Below are 16,005 nucleotides of genomic sequence, written 5' to 3' on the forward strand. Positions count from 1 at the left end.
GCAGCCCACAAAAAGAAGGCCGTCCATCCACCGGAAGCCTTCACTTGCTGCATCTATTCACCTGTTATGTACTCCTATCCAAGCGCTTCCCACGGGCCGGAGCGGGTTCCCGCCCAGCCTGCTGTTCCTTCCCCTGGACACGCTGACTCTCTACAGGGATTCAACGTATTCCTTCGCTTCTCTTAACGTTAAGCCCATTCGCTGCTGCGCTCTTTTTATCGCTTTGATTTTATCCTTATCTCTAATAAGCTGTCGCAGTTCCTCCTCCAGGTGATATTCCGGTGCCCTTGCCCCGTCCATCATAGATTGAAGCAGATAGTCACTGCGCTTGATGCGTCTGTTCATCCGAAGCACGGCCTCGGAGAGTACGATGACAGCAGCAAACAAAGTCCAAATGATCCATTGTTCCACCTAACTCACTCCCTCCCTATGTCACTAGTATATTACCATAAAGTGGAAGTTGCAATTTCCTTCTTGAAACCGGCCCCAACAGCAGCAAAGCCCGCTCCTCTAAGGGGAGCGGGCTGCCTATACAAGCGATTGGGTTCCGTTCTTAAAGCCTGCAGGTCACGGGCTCTCCGCTGTGGACGCTTCCCAGGCGGCGACCTCTTCCCGCACGCGCGGCGCCACCTCGGTCCCGAGCAGCTCGATCGCCCTCATGACATCGTCATGGGGCATCGAGCCTACCGGCACGTGTAGCAGAAACCGCGTGATTCCCACCCGCTTGCGCAGGTCAATGATCTTACGGGCTACCGTGTCCGGGTCGCCCACGTACAGCGCCCCTTCGAAGCTGCGAGCCGCATCGAAGGTCCTCCGGTCGTAAGCCCCCCAGCCGCGCTCCCTCCCCAGGACATTCATGGCCTGCTGCGTGGAAGGGAAGAACTTGTCGGCTGCAAGCTCCGTATCTTCCGCAATGAAGCCGTGGGAGTGGGACGCGACCGGCAGCCGGGAAGGATCATGCCCTCCATGGGCCGCCGCCTTCTTGTACAGCTGGACCAGGGGCGCGAACTGGGCGGGGCTGCCTCCGATGATCGCCAGAACGAGCGGCAGACCCAGCAGGCCCGCGCGGGCGACCGATTCCGAGTTGCCCCCGCTGCCGATCCAGACGGGCAGCGGATCCTGTACGGGACGCGGATATACGCCCCGGTTATCGATCGCCGGCCGGTGGCCGCCGCGCCAGGTCACCTTCTCCGACTCGCGTATCTTCAGCAGCAGCTCCAGCTTCTCATCGAACAGCTCATCGTAATAGTCCAGATCATAGCCGAACAGCGGGAACGATTCGATGAAGGATCCCCGGCCCGCCATGATCTCGGCGCGGCCGTTCGAGATGCCGTCGAGTGTCGCGAAATCCTGAAACACCCGCACCGGATCGGCAGAGGACAGCACGGTAACCGCACTGGTGAGCCGGATCCGCTTCGTCTGTGCGGCTGCAGCGGCCAGGACCACGGCAGGTGATGACGCGGCATAATCCTTGCGGTGATGCTCCCCCACACCATAGACATCCAGACCAACGCGGTCCGCGAGTACAATCTCTTCCACCACATCACGAAGACGCTGGGCATGGCTGATCACTTTACCGGTCTTCGGATCCGGTGTGGTTTCTACAAAGCTGCTGATTCCAATTTCCATCCCTGGCCCTCCTTCTCTCTGGTTATTCTTCTCCGTCCCCCACATTCACATGCAAAGTATGGTAACCCTCTAAGCTTACCCATTCTGTCCGTTCAGCGCAAACAACCCTCCCGGTTGAACCCGGAAGGGCTGGTCTGAAACAGCAACCTGACCTGGCTGCACGGTCCCGCTAAGCTATTGGACGCTCAGATTCCAACGGGAGAGGTTCACCTGGCCGCTTCCGCTGGATATCTCGGCACCGAATTCCACGGAGCTGATATACTTGGCGTTCGAGATCCACTTTTTGGAATACACCGCGTGATCCACGAAGCTCTTGAGATTGAGATCAATGCTGTTCGTGTTCGCCGTTCTTAGATAGGAGAACACATTCCAGCCTCCACCGGTCCCGTCGTCCACATACCCTTTGTAGACCTTCCAGGACGAGCCCCCGATCGACACCGTCTCAATATAGGTGCCGAGCGCTCCGGCATTCGTATTATGAAGCCAGACCATAATCTCGTCCGTCGGCCTGCTGTTGGATTTGGCATCCTTGGTGTCATGGAGCCAGAGGTCATACGTCATGTTGTATACCCCGGTAGTATTCGAGTCAAAATTGTACGTCACCGAGGTGTTGATGTTCTTGTTATCCCAGATCCGGGTCGGGAAGCCGCTTCCGGCCGTATACCCGTCGGTCCAGTGCCAGCCGGACACGATCGAGGGATAGCCCTTCACGCCGCCGGTGGTCGTAGGCCAGTTCCATACCCAGCCAAGGTTCGTGCTGCTGTTATAGTAGACACTCTGGCTCCATCCGCTCACCGAGGATTTCCCCCAGGCATTGTTGTAGAGGTACTGCTTATTGCTGTCAAAATACACCTTGCCGCCATCCGTGCTCGTAGATGCCGCCGAAGCGGCAGTAACCAAGAGCAGCGAAGCCAGCATCGCTGCTGCTGAAAGCGCACCCAGCTTTCGGGCGATCCTCGAATGTCTTCTCATGTCATCGTTCCTCCTTTTCGATTGTAAGCTGCTCCCATGAGCTGTTCGTCCGCAGCCCGGCGGACCTGGTCTTTCAGCCTCCTCTCCGCATTCGTGTAATCGCTGTCATTTTGATGTTCACGAGCATTCAGAGCCGTTGAAGCCTGAACAATGCCAGTATAGCATCGAAGCCTGCACCAAAATACCACCCGTATTGGATACGTTTTCATATTATAACAAGGGGGATTGTTCCAGGAATACTTCCCCCCTTCCCGCCCGCCATGGGTCCATCCCTATTTAAGAAACAAATGAACATCTCCCTGTGTATCGATCTGGGCTAGAATCACCTGCTCCAACTCGAGGTTCTTCTCTTCCAAATAGGCACGCATCCACACGGCGTTTTTGCCGATTTGTCTCAAGTTCTCTTCTTCGATCCGGCCATCAATAATTCCCGCGGCCGCATACGTCTTGTCCGTTTTTTTCAGAAGGGATATGCTTCCGTCCGTCTCGAAGATGGCCATTGCGATTTCTCCGAGGTGAAAGCAGTCTTTTTTCCTGAGAAGCATCAACAGATCATGGACCGTCAGCCGGGCCTCCTTCATTGCCTTCATATGAATCTGACCGTTCTCCACGATCAGCTTGGGCTTGCTCTCCAGCATACGCCTTCCCCATCCGCTCTTCAGCGAGATGAAGTCAGCCCCCAGGGTCAACAAGGAAAAACAGGAGATCCCTATGACTCCCTGCCACAGGGGAACGAGATGATTAAAAATCATGTTGCCGCCAATTGCGCCAAAGGCCACCCCGCACACAAAGTCAAAGAAGGTCATATGGGAGATGAGCTTCTTACCGATCACTCGGGACCAGCCGAGCAAGGAGATGAAAGCAACCAGCACTCTACCTAACAGTTCCAAAACATCCATCGGCGGGTCTCCTTCCGTGTGCCCGGGGTATAACTGCTTTACCGGATTGTATCCTCCGGGCGAACTGCCTTCGCTGTGCCTCCTGCCGGGCCATTACCATTCTTTCACGCGTAAGCTCCTCTATTCACCATCCATGATAAAAAGCAAAAAGCAGACTAAACGTGTTAGTCTGCTCTTCTTCCAGAATCGCGCAGGTTCAAGCGGGACAAGTGATCAATAAATGGTTGTACTTGGCGGCATGCTTCTGCTCATCGAGGATGATTCCGTACAGCGTATCCTTATAAATGCCGTATGGCAGCCCGAACCAGATGCTCCGGTACTTCTCCACCGCAGCCAGCTCCCCTTGAAATGCCTTCAGGAGCCCTTCTCGAAACGAAAATGCTTCGGCGGCCTCCTCATCCCGGTCCGCCTTCAAGCTTTCCTCGGTCACACTATATCCGGTGAGATTCTTATAGATCTGCTTGAACATGCGCTTATGTCCCCGTTCATCATCACGGATGGACTCGACCACCGAAGAGGAATAAGAATCCGGCGCAAGCTCCATCAGCTGATCATAAAACCGTTCATCGTTTTGCTCCCCCTGCACGGATTCGGCAATCAGTTCGAGTGCCCGTTGGAGGGAAACGGACCAGACAGGCGTAAAGGTAGGTCTGTTCCAAAAGGGGTACACCAGGTACATAAGTAAGCCTCCGCTCATCAGAATAGGCATCTCCACACCCATCTTATGTACCACGCCCCCATCTGGTACCTTCCGCTTCTCCCGAAGGGTCTCCTTGTGCCGCGCAGCAAAGTATTTATCCTGAGTCCAACATAATATGATGATTCCGGGGCGTATCCCAGGCTTTTACTGAAGAGCCTTGCCCCTCCTGCCGGGTTGACTGGATATTATGCAGGGGCTAACATAGGAGGAGTCGTCCATTATTTTCTTAAGGGAGTCTTATGCAATGCCGCACAATTACGAATCTTCCGCCTCCTTGGCGGACAACCGATATCCCCGCTTGGCGTCGGACTGCGAGAGCTGCTTCGGGCTCTGCTGTGTCGCGCTGCCCTACGCCGCCTCTTCCGACTTCGCGATCGACAAGCAAGCGGGGCAGCCCTGCCCCAACCTGCAGTCCGACTTCCGCTGCGGCGTTCACCGCGACCTCAGGGAGCTCGGCTTCCGAGGCTGCACGGTGTACGACTGCTTCGGCGCCGGTCAGCAGGTATCGCAGGTCACCTTCAAAGGGAGGGACTGGCGGCAAGCCCCCGAGACGGCGGGTATCATGTTCGAGGTATTCCCGCTCATGCGGCAGCTCCACGAGCTTCTGTGGTATCTGGCGGAAGCGTTGACGCTGGAAGCGGCACGTCCGATCCGGGACGAACTGGGCCAGGCCTACCAAGAGACGGAACGCCTGACCCACCTCGATTCCGATTCCCTGCTGGCCTTGAACATCTCCGCCCATCGTGCGGAGGTCAATGTGCTGCTGCTGCAGACAAGTGAGCTGGTTCGCAGGGATGCCAGCCGCAGACTGAAAGGGACCGATTCCAAAGAAAAACAGCGAAATCCCGGACGCGGTGCCGATCTGATCGGCGCGAAGCTCAAGGGAGCGAATCTCCGCTGCGCCAACCTGCGCGGGGCTTATCTGATCGCCGCCGATCTCCGGGGAGCCGACCTCAGGGCAGCCGACCTGATCGGAGCGGATTTCAGGGACGCGGACCTTCGGGGAGCCGATCTTACCGGCAGCCTCTTTCTCACCCAATTCCAGGTTAACGCGGCCAAGGGGGATGCGCAGACCAAGCTGCCTCCGAAGTTAACCCGCCCGCCTCACTGGACGGGGGCTGTCCGATAGGAAGGAGGAGAACGGATACTGCCCGATTGCGGGCGACCAGCCGTCTCTGCTTGGCAGACCGCAGCCGCAGGATCTACGTCCTTCTCCTCCCCAAGAAGCCGACCCTCAAGGGCCGGCTTCTTCATGTTTTCGTGCGTTTTTCCATATGTTCCCTCCACCGAAAGTCCACCGGAATCACTGCATCCTGATCTTCAACCGTCCGCGATACTGATCATACTCAAGCCTACCTCGATCCTCCGGCCCTCCCTCGTCGTTCACTCCGGATATCCTCCGTATCGCCTTATCCAGCCTCGCTGCTTCCCTGGCTTCACGAAGCTCTATCCCATCATTACCTGCAGGTTCCTATGTGACTTCAAAGTGCGTACTTTTCTTCACCGTCCGTCTGCTGCACAATGTAGAAAAGATCACACCAAAGGAGAGGATACGGTTATGAAGCACAAGGAAGTCACGGTTCGCCATACCGCTCTGGTCGTCGGAGCGAACGGCGTCATTGGACGCAACCTGATCGATTACCTGCGGGAGCTGCCCGGCTGGGAGATCATCGGTCTGTCGAGACGCGGCGGGGAGTCATCCGGCAGGGTCCGCTATGTGTCCGTGGATCTCCTCGACGCCGGAGATACCCGGGAGAAGCTGGGCGGCCTGACGGAAGTGACCCACATCTTCTATGCCGCCTACCAGGACCGTCCGACCTGGGCGGAGCTCGTCGCACCCAACCTGGCCATGCTCGTGAATGTAGTCGACGCTGTCGAGCCGGCAGCCCCGCAGCTGCAGCATATCAGCCTGATGCAGGGGTACAAGGTGTATGGTGCGCATCTTGGCCCGTTCAAGACGCCGGCCCGCGAAGCCGATGCCTACCACATGCCTCCGGAGTTCAATGTCGACCAGCAGCAGTTCCTCGAACAGCGGCAGCTGGGGAAAGACTGGACCTGGTCGGCCATCCGGCCTTCCGTCGTCTGCGGGTACGCCCTCGGCAATCCCATGAACCTGGCCATGGTGATTGCGGTCTATGCCTCCATGTCGAAGGAGCTCGGGCTGCCGCTGCGGTTTCCCGGCAAGCCGGGCGCCTTCAACAGCCTGCTCGAGATGACCGATGCCGGGCTGCTGGCCAAAGCAACCGTATGGGCGGCCACCGACGAACGGTGCGCCAACCAGGCCTTCAACATCAACAACGGCGACCTCTTCCGCTGGAATGAGCTGTGGCCCAAGATCGCTGCGAACTTCGGGCTGGAGACGGCCCCTCCCCTCCAGATGTCACTCGAGACGGTGATGGCGGATAAGGAAGCGCTGTGGGACCGCATGGTCGGCAAGTACGGTCTCATGAACAACAGCTATGAGGAAGTTTCCTCCTGGCGCTTCGGAGACTTTGTCTTCTCCTGGGATTACGACTTCTTCGCTGACGGGACCAAGGCGCGCCGGTTCGGCTTCCACGAATATGTGGATACGGAAGCGATGTTCATGAACATCTTCGACGATCTCCGCCGCCGCAGGGTCATCCCTTGATCGAATTGCCGCAGACGGACCGGCCTCCTCTCTGGAGACCGGTCTTCTTTCATGTCGTGCCGGTGGCACCGCCCTCATGAAGGACCCTGGCCTTCAGACCATACACGCGGTCGATATGCGAATCTCCCCACCGGCACATCAGATGGAGAATCTCCTTCAGGCTCCAGCCGTAATCCGTGAGCTCATACTCCACCTTCGGCGGAACCTCATGGTGCGTAATCCGGGAGACGACGCCGTCCTCTTCCAGCTCCCGGAGCTGCTGTGTCAGCACTTTCTGGCTCACGGCGGGCATGAGCCTCAGCAGCTCGCCATTGCGCTTCCTGCCGAAGGTGAGATGGAACAGGATGACGGGCTTCCACTTGCCACCCATCACTTCCAGCGTCGCTTCGACGGCCGTGTTGAACGTTTTTACCCCTTCGGTCACGGAACCTCATCTCCCCTCTTAGTCCCTACATTACCGTCTGGCGATCGGGGCTGCAAGCCCATGGCACAGCTTACTGCAGCTCACAGCGATTGCCGCCGGTAAGAACGGGAGCCGGGGACCGGCCGCTTCATAGACTCACACCGACGCCGGCAGGTGTGAAGCTCTATTTTCTCGTCCGGGAAAAAATGTCCAGCCCAGTGCTAGGGACCAATACACGCTTGCTGTGGGGATTAACGTTCGCCTCTCGGAAACTCCTGGATACGGCAGTTATGGAAAGCAGTCAGTTTCCATTCTCCGCTCTGCTTCATAACTACATTGGTATTGATGGATCCTCTGTCGTTGGGATCTTGAGCAGGCCCGGCGAGGCGTACCTCCCCAATGGCATGCACGATCGCGACATCGGGCGCGATAAATCGCGGCTGCAAATCGGAAGAAGCACCGGATAACAGGATGGAACCTTGAAGTGGTCCGTTAAACAGCATCTGATGGACATCGGCAATCTGCTTTCTTCCCTTCAGATGCTGACCCATGAATGTCACATAATCGGCGTCTTCCATAAAGCAATTCCCGAAAGCCACCCCATCGCCCTTATTCCAGGAGTCCTTTAATTCTTCAAATAAAGCGCCGATAGCCTTCAGATCTTCCTGATTCGTCATTTTGAATCTTCCTCTCCATAAGTGAACTTGTTTGGAGGTGCATGGATCGTGTGTTATACTGTGAAAGCCAAGAAGCTTAATTCATCCATTATCTTTTTTAATTAAATATCTTAATGCATCAAGATATATAAATCATAACTTGGAGGCTACGCTATGTCAAGGGATCATTTTCCTTCGAATCATCCCATGCTCACTTCTTCACAGAAGGCGCTAATCTATGAATTGCGGCAAAACAGCGCGAGAGCCGTTATGTTTCATCAATTGATCTCTGAGAAATTGGGTCTGAACGTGACCGATCACAAATGCCTTGATTTCCTGAATCGCACCGGCCCGGTAACCGCCGGCCAGCTGGCACAAGTAACCGGTTTGACTACGGGAGCGGTGACCAGTGTTATTGATCGGTTGGAGCAGGCAGGTTATGTGACTAGGGACAAGGATCCGCTCGATCGAAGACGCGTTGTTGTCAAGCCTGCGCCGGAAGGCTCGGCCCCTATCTCGCCCATGTTCCAATCGGTCATGGATTCGACGCTCAAGATCATATCGCAGTACACCGAGCAGGAGCTGCATCTCATCCTTGACTTTATCAGGAAGTGTAATGAGATGACTTTGGATGAAATGAATAAAATGAAGGAATCCGAATGAATCCTCAGGCGGATTTCAATAGGGCTGTCCCAAAAGTGTGCTCAGTCGATGGGAACAACCCAAAATGACCTCAAAATCCATTGTTACGTGGAGGATGAGGTCATTTTTTATAACTGGATTCCTATTCAAAGCGGGGGATTGATCGTCACTACTTGCCGTTTGGGACGTTCCATTTTAAATGCGTCGGGCTGATTCTCTTCCTCACTCTCGGCCCAGCTGAAGCAGTTCCCGGATTTTCGCCGCAATCCGTACATCCGCCCTCCGGTCTCCCTGTTCATTCGCAAGGCAGTTGGTCAGAATCGCTACAGCAAGCCCTGCGGAGGGATCGGCGAACCCGATGATGCTCCCCATACCGGCGTGCCCGAAGACATCCGGACGGCTCCCCATCGCCCCCGGCAGCTCCGGGTCGGCGAGCGCATACCCGAGCGCCATCCTGTGGCTGGCTCCCATCACTTCGTCGTGCCGGTGGTGCTGCAGCTGGGCTGCCTCCTCGGTATGACCCGGGCTGAGCAGACGCACGCCGTCCGCTCCATCTCCGATCAGGGAAGCATACATGCGGGCCAGCGCCTCCGCGGTCATCACAGCCCCCACTGCAGGGACTCCCGCGCGGTGGAACCGGGGCTCGTTCCACTCCGGGTTGTGAACGGGCATCACGCTGACAGGCAGAACCTGCTTGATCAGCAGCTCCTCCGGCAGGCTGATCATCCCCCGTACATCTCCGCTGATCCTGGCAATGCGCGGCTCCGCATCCGGTGGGGCCCCAAAGTACAGCCGGCCCCCCATCCCCAGCGGCCTGCAGATCTCTTCCTCGACGAGACTTGCAAACGGTCTCCCGGCTGCCCGCTGTGCGGTCTCGCCCAGGATCCAGCCGAACGTCAGCCCATGGTACCCCGACTTGGTGCCGGGCTCCCACAGGGGAGACAGCCCTTCGATCCCGCGGATCATCGCCGCCCAGTCGCAGATCGTCTCCATGTCGGCACCCGGGGGCGTCTGCGGAATGCCGGCCGAATGGGTCAGCACCTGTCGGATCGTGATCCCCTCTTTGCCGTTTGCCGCGAATTCCGGCCAATAAGCCGCCACAGGATCATCGTAGGCCAGCTTGCCTGCCTGCGCGAGACGGTGAATCAGCGTGGCGACGACACCTTTCGAGGCGGATTGGCCGATGAACAGGGTATCTGCCTGCACGGGCCTGCCTGAGACGCCGTCAGCCGTACCGGAACAAGCGCTGATCGCCAGCTTTCCGTTCAGATAAGCCGCCGCCTGCAGTCCATACCCCGGGCTGGCAGCCGTAATCTCATCCAGCAGGGGCTGGAGGCCGGCTTCGAGAGACTTTTGGTCCATCGTCATCACTTCCTTTCCCGTACATAGGTCCGCTTCGATTATATTCCCCTCGCCCTGTGCAGATCATGGTAGAAAATGAGTGAGAATGAAATTCCCCTGCTGCCGTCACCCCATCCTGGCCTTATTCCGGCTCCCCGTGGAACCAGATCCGGTCGAAGTCGACCCAGCCGTACGAGTTGACTCGTACGCCGCGAACCGATTGATGATAAGCCGTGTTCGTCGACTTGTGCACGAGGAAGAGCACCGCATGCGTCTCCCGGATCCGCTCCTCCAGTTTCGCCAGCCGCTCCCTCCGCCGGTCCTCTGCCGCTTCCCGGAAGATCTCGTCCGCTTCCTGCCTCACAGCCTCCGCCGTCTCCGGGTCCCAGAGAGCGGCGAAAAAGTTAGGCTGCAGGTACAGCTCCAACTCACGTACCTCGTCACCGCCCAGCACCACGCCGTACAGCTGGCAGTCGTACGCCACCGGGAAGTCCGCGTCCCCCCACTCGGCCGTGCTCCGGACCGTAACTTCCACCCGGACGCCGTACGAGGCGGCACGCCTTGCCATCCAGCGGGCATCCTCTTCGTGGTACGGGTTGCTCACCAGCTTCAGGGGCTCGTCCTGGCAGCCGCTCTGCTGGAGCAGCGCCGCAATGTCCGGGTTCGGGGAGCGGGGTAAGGCATTTTGGGCGGAAGAGGGCTGACCATATCCGGAAGGCATCGGGTGGAAGCCCCGCGCGGGACAGAGCCGGTCTCCCCCAAGCTCAGCGATCAGCGCCTCGCGGTCGAGCATAAGGTGCAGCGCTTTGCGAAAAGCGGGATGCCGATGCGGTCCCGGCTTCGCCTGGTTGAACACGAGCAGGGAACAGCAGGTGAACCGGGTCTCCACGCTGTTCCAGTCCCGATTTCCGCTGACCAGCGCTTCTCGCGGCGCGCTCGAGGTCTCCCCGTGCGACGTCATGATGGACGTCCAATCGGGCTCCTTCAGCCGGCCGGCGGCTAGTCCCGCCAGGATGAGCAGCTCCACGCGGTCCAGGTGGGCCCGGCCGCGGAAGTGGGCCGGGAACGCCTCGAGCACGCATCTCCCCTCGCTGCGGCTCACCACCCGGAACGGCCCCGTGCCTACAGGCACCCGAGCAAAGCCCGCTTCATCGCGCTCCACCACATCCGCCGGAACGATCGCGGCCGGGATGGTGCTGAGGAAGCGGAGCAGCAGGTGATTCGGCTCCCGGAGGCGGATGCGGACCGTTTTGCGGTCCAAGGCTTCGAGGTGCGAGATTCCCTGGAACCTCCAGCCTCCGGCAAAGCGTGCAGGATCCTTCCTGAGTCGGTTCAGCGAGTACAGGACATCGTCTGCGGTCAGCTCCCTCCCGTGGTGAAAGAGAACCCCCTTCCGCAGGTGAAAGATCCATTCCGCAGCGCCGCAGCGGCTCTCCCAGGAGTGGGCTATACAGGGCAGCACCTTTCCCTGCAGATCGTCGTACTCGACTAACGTATGGAACACCTGTCTCGCCAAGTGGCAGTCGAACGCGTAATACACAAGACCCGGATCGAGCGTCGTAATCGACCGGTAAACGGGCAGACGGAGCGTCTCCTGCACCGTATCGGACGCCTGCTGGGTGGAGAAGCCGATCCCCTCCGACATCCAGTCGAGGAACCGGTCTTTGACTACTGGCCCGCCGAAGCGGTTCAGAAGCTCCATCGCTTCCTGGACCTCCCCCTGCTCCATCCGACGCCTGACCTCCTGCAGCAGCAGATCATCGGCATCCATCCGCAGGGTCAGCGTCGAGGAGTGCCCGCGCCCCCGGCCGGGCTGCCAGACGATCCAGCCCTGCTCGCTCAGGGTGCGGACGATCGCCTTGACATAGCGGGGCGTACAGTGCCAGATGCCGGCCAGCCTGTCGACCGTGACAGGGAACGGCGCCCCGGTATCCTGCTCCCTGAAGGTCCGTCTCAGCTCCAGATACGGCAGTACCGTCTGCATAGCCTTTCCTCCGTTCTGAAATAAAAGGTGAACCATTCTCACCAAACTATACACTTTTCTGTCCTTTTTGTGCAGGTATACTGAACTTAACGATAAAAAGAAAAGAAGGCGGCTGTAATGAAAACGAACCCCCGTAGAAAAATAACGAACCGATTCCGCATTCCTTCCTTTCATCCTGTTGCCTGGGGCGTGATTCTCGGCACCTTCCTGTCCCGGACCGGCTTCTTCATGTCGATCCCGTTCCTCGGTATCTATCTCGGCAAGGTGAAAGGCATCGATCCCGCCACGGTCGGAGCCATTCTCGCCATGAGCCTGCTCGTGGGTACGCTCGGCAGCTTCGCGGGCGGCGCCCTGTCGGACCGCCTGGGACGCTACCCGGTGATGATCTCGGCCATGTCCCTGTGGAGCCTGGTCTTCGTCGGATTCGCTTACGCGGATGCGACCTGGCTGTTCTTCGTGCTGAGTGCTCTGAACGGCCTCTTCCGCAATGTCTTCGAGCCGACCGCCCGCGCCCTGCTCGCCGATGTAACGCCGCCCGAGAGCCGCGCCGGCGCCTTCAGCGCCCGCTACTTCGCGATCAACATCGGCGGTGCCGTCGGCCCGCTGATTGGCTTGAAGCTCGGGATGGGCGGCACCACATCGCTGCTTCCTTTCCTGATCAGCGCCTCGATCTACGCTTTCTATGCCGCGCTGCTCGTTGTCTTCATGTTCTCCTTCCGCCACCTGCTGCGGGGCAAAGAGACGACGGATGCGTCCGTCGGCCAGATGGTGCGGATCGTGTTCACCGACAAGGTGTTTCTGTACCTGCTGCTCGGCAACTTTTTCGTCGCAGGCGCCTACTCCCACCTCGATACGACTCTGTCGCAGTTCATCGGGCAGACCAGCGTGGAGGTATACTCCAGCCTGTTCGCCGTCAATGCGGTGTCCGTGCTCGTGCTGCAGTATCCGCTGACGAAGATGATGAAACGCTATACATCCCTGGCGTCCCTCAAGCTCGGCTGTTTGTTCTTCGGGATCGGGCTCTTCGGCTTCGGCCTGTTCGATGACATGATTCTGCTGTCGCTGGCCATGATCCTGTTCACGACGGGCGAAATTCTGTGCTTCGTGGTAGGGGATGTGCTCATCGGGGAGATTGCGCCGGAATCCCTGCGGGGAGCGTATTACGGCGCAAGCGGGTTCGCTTTTCTCGGACAGAGTCTCTGTGCCTGGATCGGCGGACTGCTGCTCCAGGGTCTGGGCTTCGGACAGGGGCCTGTGATCTTCGGGATCCTGACGCTGCTGACCTTCGCCGCCTTCCCGTTCTTTCACCGGGGGCAGCGGCTGCGTGATCGTCCGGCTGCCGTCAAGACGCATGGGCTGACAGAGCCGGTATGAGGGCTAGGTACAACACCTGCAGGCGTCCTTTTGAGGACGCCGCACGTTTAGTAAAAGTTTAGGATGTGCAGCCTCTCCACAGGAACGTTTGGAGATCCGGCTGATCGGTCCAGCCGTACACAAGTCGAAGCGGCGGGCCGGATTTTCTTCACCCTGATCCGGGAGGATCCCTATCTCACCGCCGTTCGTCCATACGGGGACAAAGGTTGGGGGAGGACGCCTGCCGGATCGTTGGTCTCACAGCTGCGGCCGCTGCAGGCGGATCTGATCCTCTGGTTGCCTCAGGCGGCCGCGAAACGCGTCCTGCAGTTCGAGCTGGAAGGTATGCGGCTCAGCTTCCGGACCGATCGTTTCGGCCCGGCGCCCCAGCGTTCGTTTTTGCAATAGCGGAAGTGAAGTATCTTATTGATGTATTTCCCGGCATTTCCCGGAAATAGCGGAACTCAGATGCTTTATAATGGGAAAACGGGGTCCGGAAACCGCGCCCATCCCTATAATAGCGCATCTGTGTTCCTTTATTTTTGGTGGATACCATTAAAAAGCGGGAATAACGCACCGTACTTCCGCTAATGTTCATAGACAGCTTGCGCGCCAGTCCATGCGTCGGTTGTTGGAGGAATAGGAGTTCACCGATAAAAAAAGACCTCATCCTCCACTTAACAGTGGATTTTGAGGTCATTTTTGGGTTGTACCCATCGACTGGATCAAGCTGCTCCAGGACGAAGGGCAAAGCCTGCGATTCCGTTCCACGATGAGATGAAAGGGTCTTAAAATTTGACCTTAGTCCTCGGACCGGATTGTTGAGAACGACAAAAAGCGGTTGGCGCCGAAGTACCAACCGCCTAAGGGTTTCATTCCATGAGTCACTCCCACGGGAAAGGAACCAAACTGCTATTTTGTTCAGACGGAGCCCCTGCCACTCTCCGTTCCGCTACCGTTCTTCCACTCCTCTCTCCACCCATCGACCACCGCCAGCGCCTCTGCATCCTGCAGGATGTCGCCCGGCTTGTTCGCCGTACCGATGACATGGCCCGCGAAGCGGATACCGGTGAAGTCGAAAATATAGCCGAACTGCTGCAGCAGCGGCTGCCCCTTCAGGTGCGGATCGTCGTCGCCAACCGCGATGACATACGCCTGCTTGCCGGCGAGACCGGCGAGAAACTCCGTGCGGTTCTCGCGTAGAGACTGGGACCACCGGTCGATGAAGGTCTTGAGCACGCCCGAGATTCCGTACCAGTAGATCGGGGTGGCGAACACCAAGGTATCTGCCGCAAGGACGCGGCCGATCAGCTCATGGTAATCGTCGTCAGGATAAGGGCCGGGCTCCGTGTGCCGGTAATCGACGATAGGCTGGAGCCGGTAATCGGACAGATACAGGTGATCCGCCTCCCTCCCTTCCGCCAGCCGGGCGGCCAGGATATCCGTGTTCCCGTTTCGGCGGGAGCTTCCGTACAATACTGCAATGCCCATGCGGGTTCAACGCCTCCTTATTGTCCATGCGCCAGAGGCAGCTGCGCCTCCTCATAGGTAATTGTAACATGCCGGACCAGCGCCAGCGCGGCTTCCTTCGCCTCCCCGGGCGAATCGGCTGCCGTAATGACATAGCCGAGGCGGTCGTCGGAGCTCCGGGGCACGACCACGTCATCGCCCGGCTTCACCGCAAGGTCCGAACGTACCGCGTAAGGACTCTCTTTCCAGGCCTCGTGTCCGCTGATCCCCGCCACGGTTCCGTCCCGCTCCGCCGTCAAATAAGCGATCGCGGCGGCACGCTTGCGTGCAGGCTGGAGCTCTGCCGGTTCACCCAGGTAATAGTTCACCGTGGCGGCGAAGATGTCCAGGCCGAACGCCTGCACGAGCAGGTCCGACGAGATATGGTCGCCGCCCGGCCTGCCGTTCACCTCGATAATGCGCGGGCCGGACGCGGACAGCTTCACCTCGACATGGCTCGGGCCGTTCACCAGGCCGATCGCTTTCAGCGCACGGACCGCCGTGTCGATGAGCGCCGTTTCGCTCTCCCGGTGCACCGAGGTCGGCAGCGTGTGCAGCACTTCCACGAAGTACGGCAGCGGCGAGGTGCGCTTCTCCGTGACGGCAGCGAACACCGGCGTGCCCTCCTGCAGGAACAGCTCGACGCTGAACTCCGGTCCTTCGATGTATTCCTCGATGAGGTACTCCTCCCGAACTTTGAAATCCATGTAGGTCACCTTGAACTCCTGCAGCTGAACGAAGGCCTCCCTGAGCTCCTCCCCATTCTTGATAAAATACACACCCTGCGAGCTCGCGCAGTTCGTAGGCTTGAGCACGACCGGGTACCCGATCGCCTCCGCTGCTTCCAAGGCCTCCTCCAGGACGCCCACCTTCCTGTACTTCGCGCCCGGAACGCCGTGCTGCTCATACGCCTCACGGGCCAGATCTTTGTTCCGGGCCCGCAGCGCGGCCTCATACGGGACACCGCGGAGCCCGAGCCGTTCGGCCGCCTGTGCCGTCAGGTGAGACGCATAATCGGTGGCCGGAATCAGTGCGTCCAGCCGGCCGAAGTACGGCGAAGCGGCAATCGCTTCGTAGATCGAATCCCCGTCCCGGATGTCGGCGACGAGCAGATCATGGTAGATTCCCTCATATCCGTATTTGGCCGGATTGTCCTTGGACGAGACGATAGCGATAACCTGATGCCCCTGCTCGTAGGCCGCTCTCGCGAAGCTGACCCCGTAGAAGCTCGGTTCGACGAAAGCCACGATTTTTTGCTTGCTGCTCATGCGGGAGAACCCTCCTTTTC

At 58.6% G+C, this 16,005-nt stretch carries 16 protein-coding genes; 4 read left to right on the top strand and 12 right to left on the bottom strand.

Annotated features, from left to right (window positions below):
- Positions 1 to 150 precede the first annotated feature (150 nt).
- The 5 genes from ACP26L_RS20365 to ACP26L_RS20385 all read right to left on the bottom strand — a co-directional run bounded on the left by ACP26L_RS20365 (position 151) and on the right by ACP26L_RS20385 (position 4,233).
- Entirely contained in the window at positions 151 to 411 is a 261-nt protein-coding gene (locus ACP26L_RS20365; RefSeq protein ID WP_426445844.1) for a hypothetical protein, read from the bottom strand.
- Positions 412 to 567: 156 nt separating this feature from the next.
- Positions 568 to 1,629, bottom strand: coding sequence for an LLM class flavin-dependent oxidoreductase (locus ACP26L_RS20370; protein ID WP_426445845.1), 1,062 nt, complete (start codon positions 1,627 to 1,629; stop codon positions 568 to 570).
- A gap of 174 nt (positions 1,630 to 1,803) precedes the next feature.
- Positions 1,804 to 2,601 (bottom strand): GH12 family glycosyl hydrolase domain-containing protein, encoded by a 798-nt coding sequence (locus tag ACP26L_RS20375; RefSeq protein WP_426445847.1) that lies wholly within the window; start codon positions 2,599 to 2,601, stop codon positions 1,804 to 1,806.
- A 272-nt stretch (positions 2,602 to 2,873) separates the two neighbouring features.
- Complete coding sequence (locus ACP26L_RS20380; protein WP_426445848.1) at positions 2,874 to 3,500, bottom strand: DUF421 domain-containing protein; 627 nt, start codon at positions 3,498 to 3,500, stop codon at positions 2,874 to 2,876.
- Between the two features lie 196 nt (positions 3,501 to 3,696).
- Positions 3,697 to 4,233, bottom strand: coding sequence for a ferritin family protein (locus ACP26L_RS20385; RefSeq protein ID WP_426445849.1), 537 nt, complete (start codon positions 4,231 to 4,233; stop codon positions 3,697 to 3,699).
- Between the two features lie 211 nt (positions 4,234 to 4,444).
- On the opposite strand from ACP26L_RS20385, the gene ACP26L_RS20390 reads away from it, so the two are divergent.
- On the top strand, positions 4,445 to 5,329 hold the full coding sequence (locus ACP26L_RS20390) for a pentapeptide repeat-containing protein (RefSeq protein ID WP_426445851.1): 885 nt from the start codon (positions 4,445 to 4,447) through the stop codon (positions 5,327 to 5,329).
- Positions 5,330 to 5,758: 429 nt separating this feature from the next.
- Entirely contained in the window at positions 5,759 to 6,829 is a 1,071-nt protein-coding gene (locus ACP26L_RS20395; protein WP_426445853.1) for an SDR family oxidoreductase, read from the top strand.
- Between the two features lie 49 nt (positions 6,830 to 6,878).
- Here the strand turns inward: ACP26L_RS20395 and ACP26L_RS20400 are convergent, their stop codons facing one another.
- Entirely contained in the window at positions 6,879 to 7,253 is a 375-nt protein-coding gene (locus tag ACP26L_RS20400) for a winged helix-turn-helix transcriptional regulator (RefSeq protein ID WP_426445854.1), read from the bottom strand.
- A gap of 230 nt (positions 7,254 to 7,483) precedes the next feature.
- Positions 7,484 to 7,909 carry an SgcJ/EcaC family oxidoreductase gene (locus ACP26L_RS20405; RefSeq protein WP_426445855.1) on the bottom strand — a complete coding sequence of 142 codons (426 nt, stop codon included), beginning with the start codon at positions 7,907 to 7,909 and terminating at the stop codon, positions 7,484 to 7,486.
- Positions 7,910 to 8,062: 153 nt separating this feature from the next.
- On the opposite strand from ACP26L_RS20405, the gene ACP26L_RS20410 reads away from it, so the two are divergent.
- Positions 8,063 to 8,551, top strand: coding sequence for a MarR family winged helix-turn-helix transcriptional regulator (locus ACP26L_RS20410; protein ID WP_426445857.1), 489 nt, complete (start codon positions 8,063 to 8,065; stop codon positions 8,549 to 8,551).
- A 201-nt stretch (positions 8,552 to 8,752) separates the two neighbouring features.
- Here the strand turns inward: ACP26L_RS20410 and ACP26L_RS20415 are convergent, their stop codons facing one another.
- Both ACP26L_RS20415 and ACP26L_RS20420 read right to left on the bottom strand, forming a co-directional pair.
- Positions 8,753 to 9,898 carry a serine hydrolase domain-containing protein gene (locus ACP26L_RS20415; protein ID WP_426445859.1) on the bottom strand — a complete coding sequence of 382 codons (1,146 nt, stop codon included), beginning with the start codon at positions 9,896 to 9,898 and terminating at the stop codon, positions 8,753 to 8,755.
- 115 nt (positions 9,899 to 10,013) lie between these two features.
- Positions 10,014 to 11,855 (bottom strand): ABC transporter substrate-binding protein, encoded by a 1,842-nt coding sequence (locus ACP26L_RS20420; protein WP_426445861.1) that lies wholly within the window; start codon positions 11,853 to 11,855, stop codon positions 10,014 to 10,016.
- Between the two features lie 117 nt (positions 11,856 to 11,972).
- Between ACP26L_RS20420 and ACP26L_RS20425 the strand changes: the two genes are divergently transcribed.
- Positions 11,973 to 13,229 carry an MDR family MFS transporter gene (locus ACP26L_RS20425; protein WP_426445863.1) on the top strand — a complete coding sequence of 419 codons (1,257 nt, stop codon included), beginning with the start codon at positions 11,973 to 11,975 and terminating at the stop codon, positions 13,227 to 13,229.
- Between the two features lie 237 nt (positions 13,230 to 13,466).
- On the opposite strand, the gene ACP26L_RS20430 is transcribed toward ACP26L_RS20425, so the two are convergent.
- The 3 genes from ACP26L_RS20430 to ACP26L_RS20440 all read right to left on the bottom strand — a co-directional run bounded on the left by ACP26L_RS20430 (position 13,467) and on the right by ACP26L_RS20440 (position 15,985).
- Entirely contained in the window at positions 13,467 to 13,613 is a 147-nt protein-coding gene (locus tag ACP26L_RS20430; protein ID WP_426445865.1) for a hypothetical protein, read from the bottom strand.
- Between the two features lie 516 nt (positions 13,614 to 14,129).
- A complete protein-coding gene (locus tag ACP26L_RS20435; RefSeq protein ID WP_426445867.1) occupies positions 14,130 to 14,699 on the bottom strand; it encodes a flavodoxin family protein in 570 nt (189 codons plus the stop codon).
- A gap of 17 nt (positions 14,700 to 14,716) precedes the next feature.
- A complete protein-coding gene (locus tag ACP26L_RS20440) occupies positions 14,717 to 15,985 on the bottom strand; it encodes an ATP-grasp domain-containing protein (protein WP_426445869.1) in 1,269 nt (422 codons plus the stop codon).
- Between the last annotated feature and the right edge of the window lie 20 nt (positions 15,986 to 16,005).

Origin of the sequence: Paenibacillus sp. S-38 (assembly GCF_049942825.1) — a bacterium.
Taxonomy (GTDB): domain Bacteria; phylum Bacillota; class Bacilli; order Paenibacillales; family NBRC-103111; genus Paenibacillus_G.

Excerpts from the sequence above, each read along its gene's own strand:
- ACP26L_RS20370 (WP_426445845.1), bottom strand. The coding sequence starts at position 1,629 with ATGGAAATTGGAATCAGCAGCTTTGTAGAAACCACACCGGATCCGAAG.
- ACP26L_RS20375 (WP_426445847.1), bottom strand. The coding sequence starts at position 2,601 with ATGAGAAGACATTCGAGGATCGCCCGAAAGCTGGGTGCGCTTTCAGCA.
- ACP26L_RS20380 (WP_426445848.1), bottom strand. The coding sequence starts at position 3,500 with ATGGATGTTTTGGAACTGTTAGGTAGAGTGCTGGTTGCTTTCATCTCC.
- ACP26L_RS20390 (WP_426445851.1), top strand. The coding sequence starts at position 4,445 with ATGCCGCACAATTACGAATCTTCCGCCTCCTTGGCGGACAACCGATAT.
- ACP26L_RS20395 (WP_426445853.1), top strand. The coding sequence starts at position 5,759 with ATGAAGCACAAGGAAGTCACGGTTCGCCATACCGCTCTGGTCGTCGGA.
- ACP26L_RS20405 (WP_426445855.1), bottom strand. The coding sequence starts at position 7,909 with ATGACGAATCAGGAAGATCTGAAGGCTATCGGCGCTTTATTTGAAGAA.
- ACP26L_RS20410 (WP_426445857.1), top strand. The coding sequence starts at position 8,063 with ATGTCAAGGGATCATTTTCCTTCGAATCATCCCATGCTCACTTCTTCA.
- ACP26L_RS20415 (WP_426445859.1), bottom strand. The coding sequence starts at position 9,898 with ATGACGATGGACCAAAAGTCTCTCGAAGCCGGCCTCCAGCCCCTGCTG.
- ACP26L_RS20420 (WP_426445861.1), bottom strand. The coding sequence starts at position 11,855 with ATGCAGACGGTACTGCCGTATCTGGAGCTGAGACGGACCTTCAGGGAG.
- ACP26L_RS20425 (WP_426445863.1), top strand. The coding sequence starts at position 11,973 with ATGAAAACGAACCCCCGTAGAAAAATAACGAACCGATTCCGCATTCCT.
- ACP26L_RS20435 (WP_426445867.1), bottom strand. The coding sequence starts at position 14,699 with ATGGGCATTGCAGTATTGTACGGAAGCTCCCGCCGAAACGGGAACACG.
- ACP26L_RS20440 (WP_426445869.1), bottom strand. The coding sequence starts at position 15,985 with ATGAGCAGCAAGCAAAAAATCGTGGCTTTCGTCGAACCGAGCTTCTAC.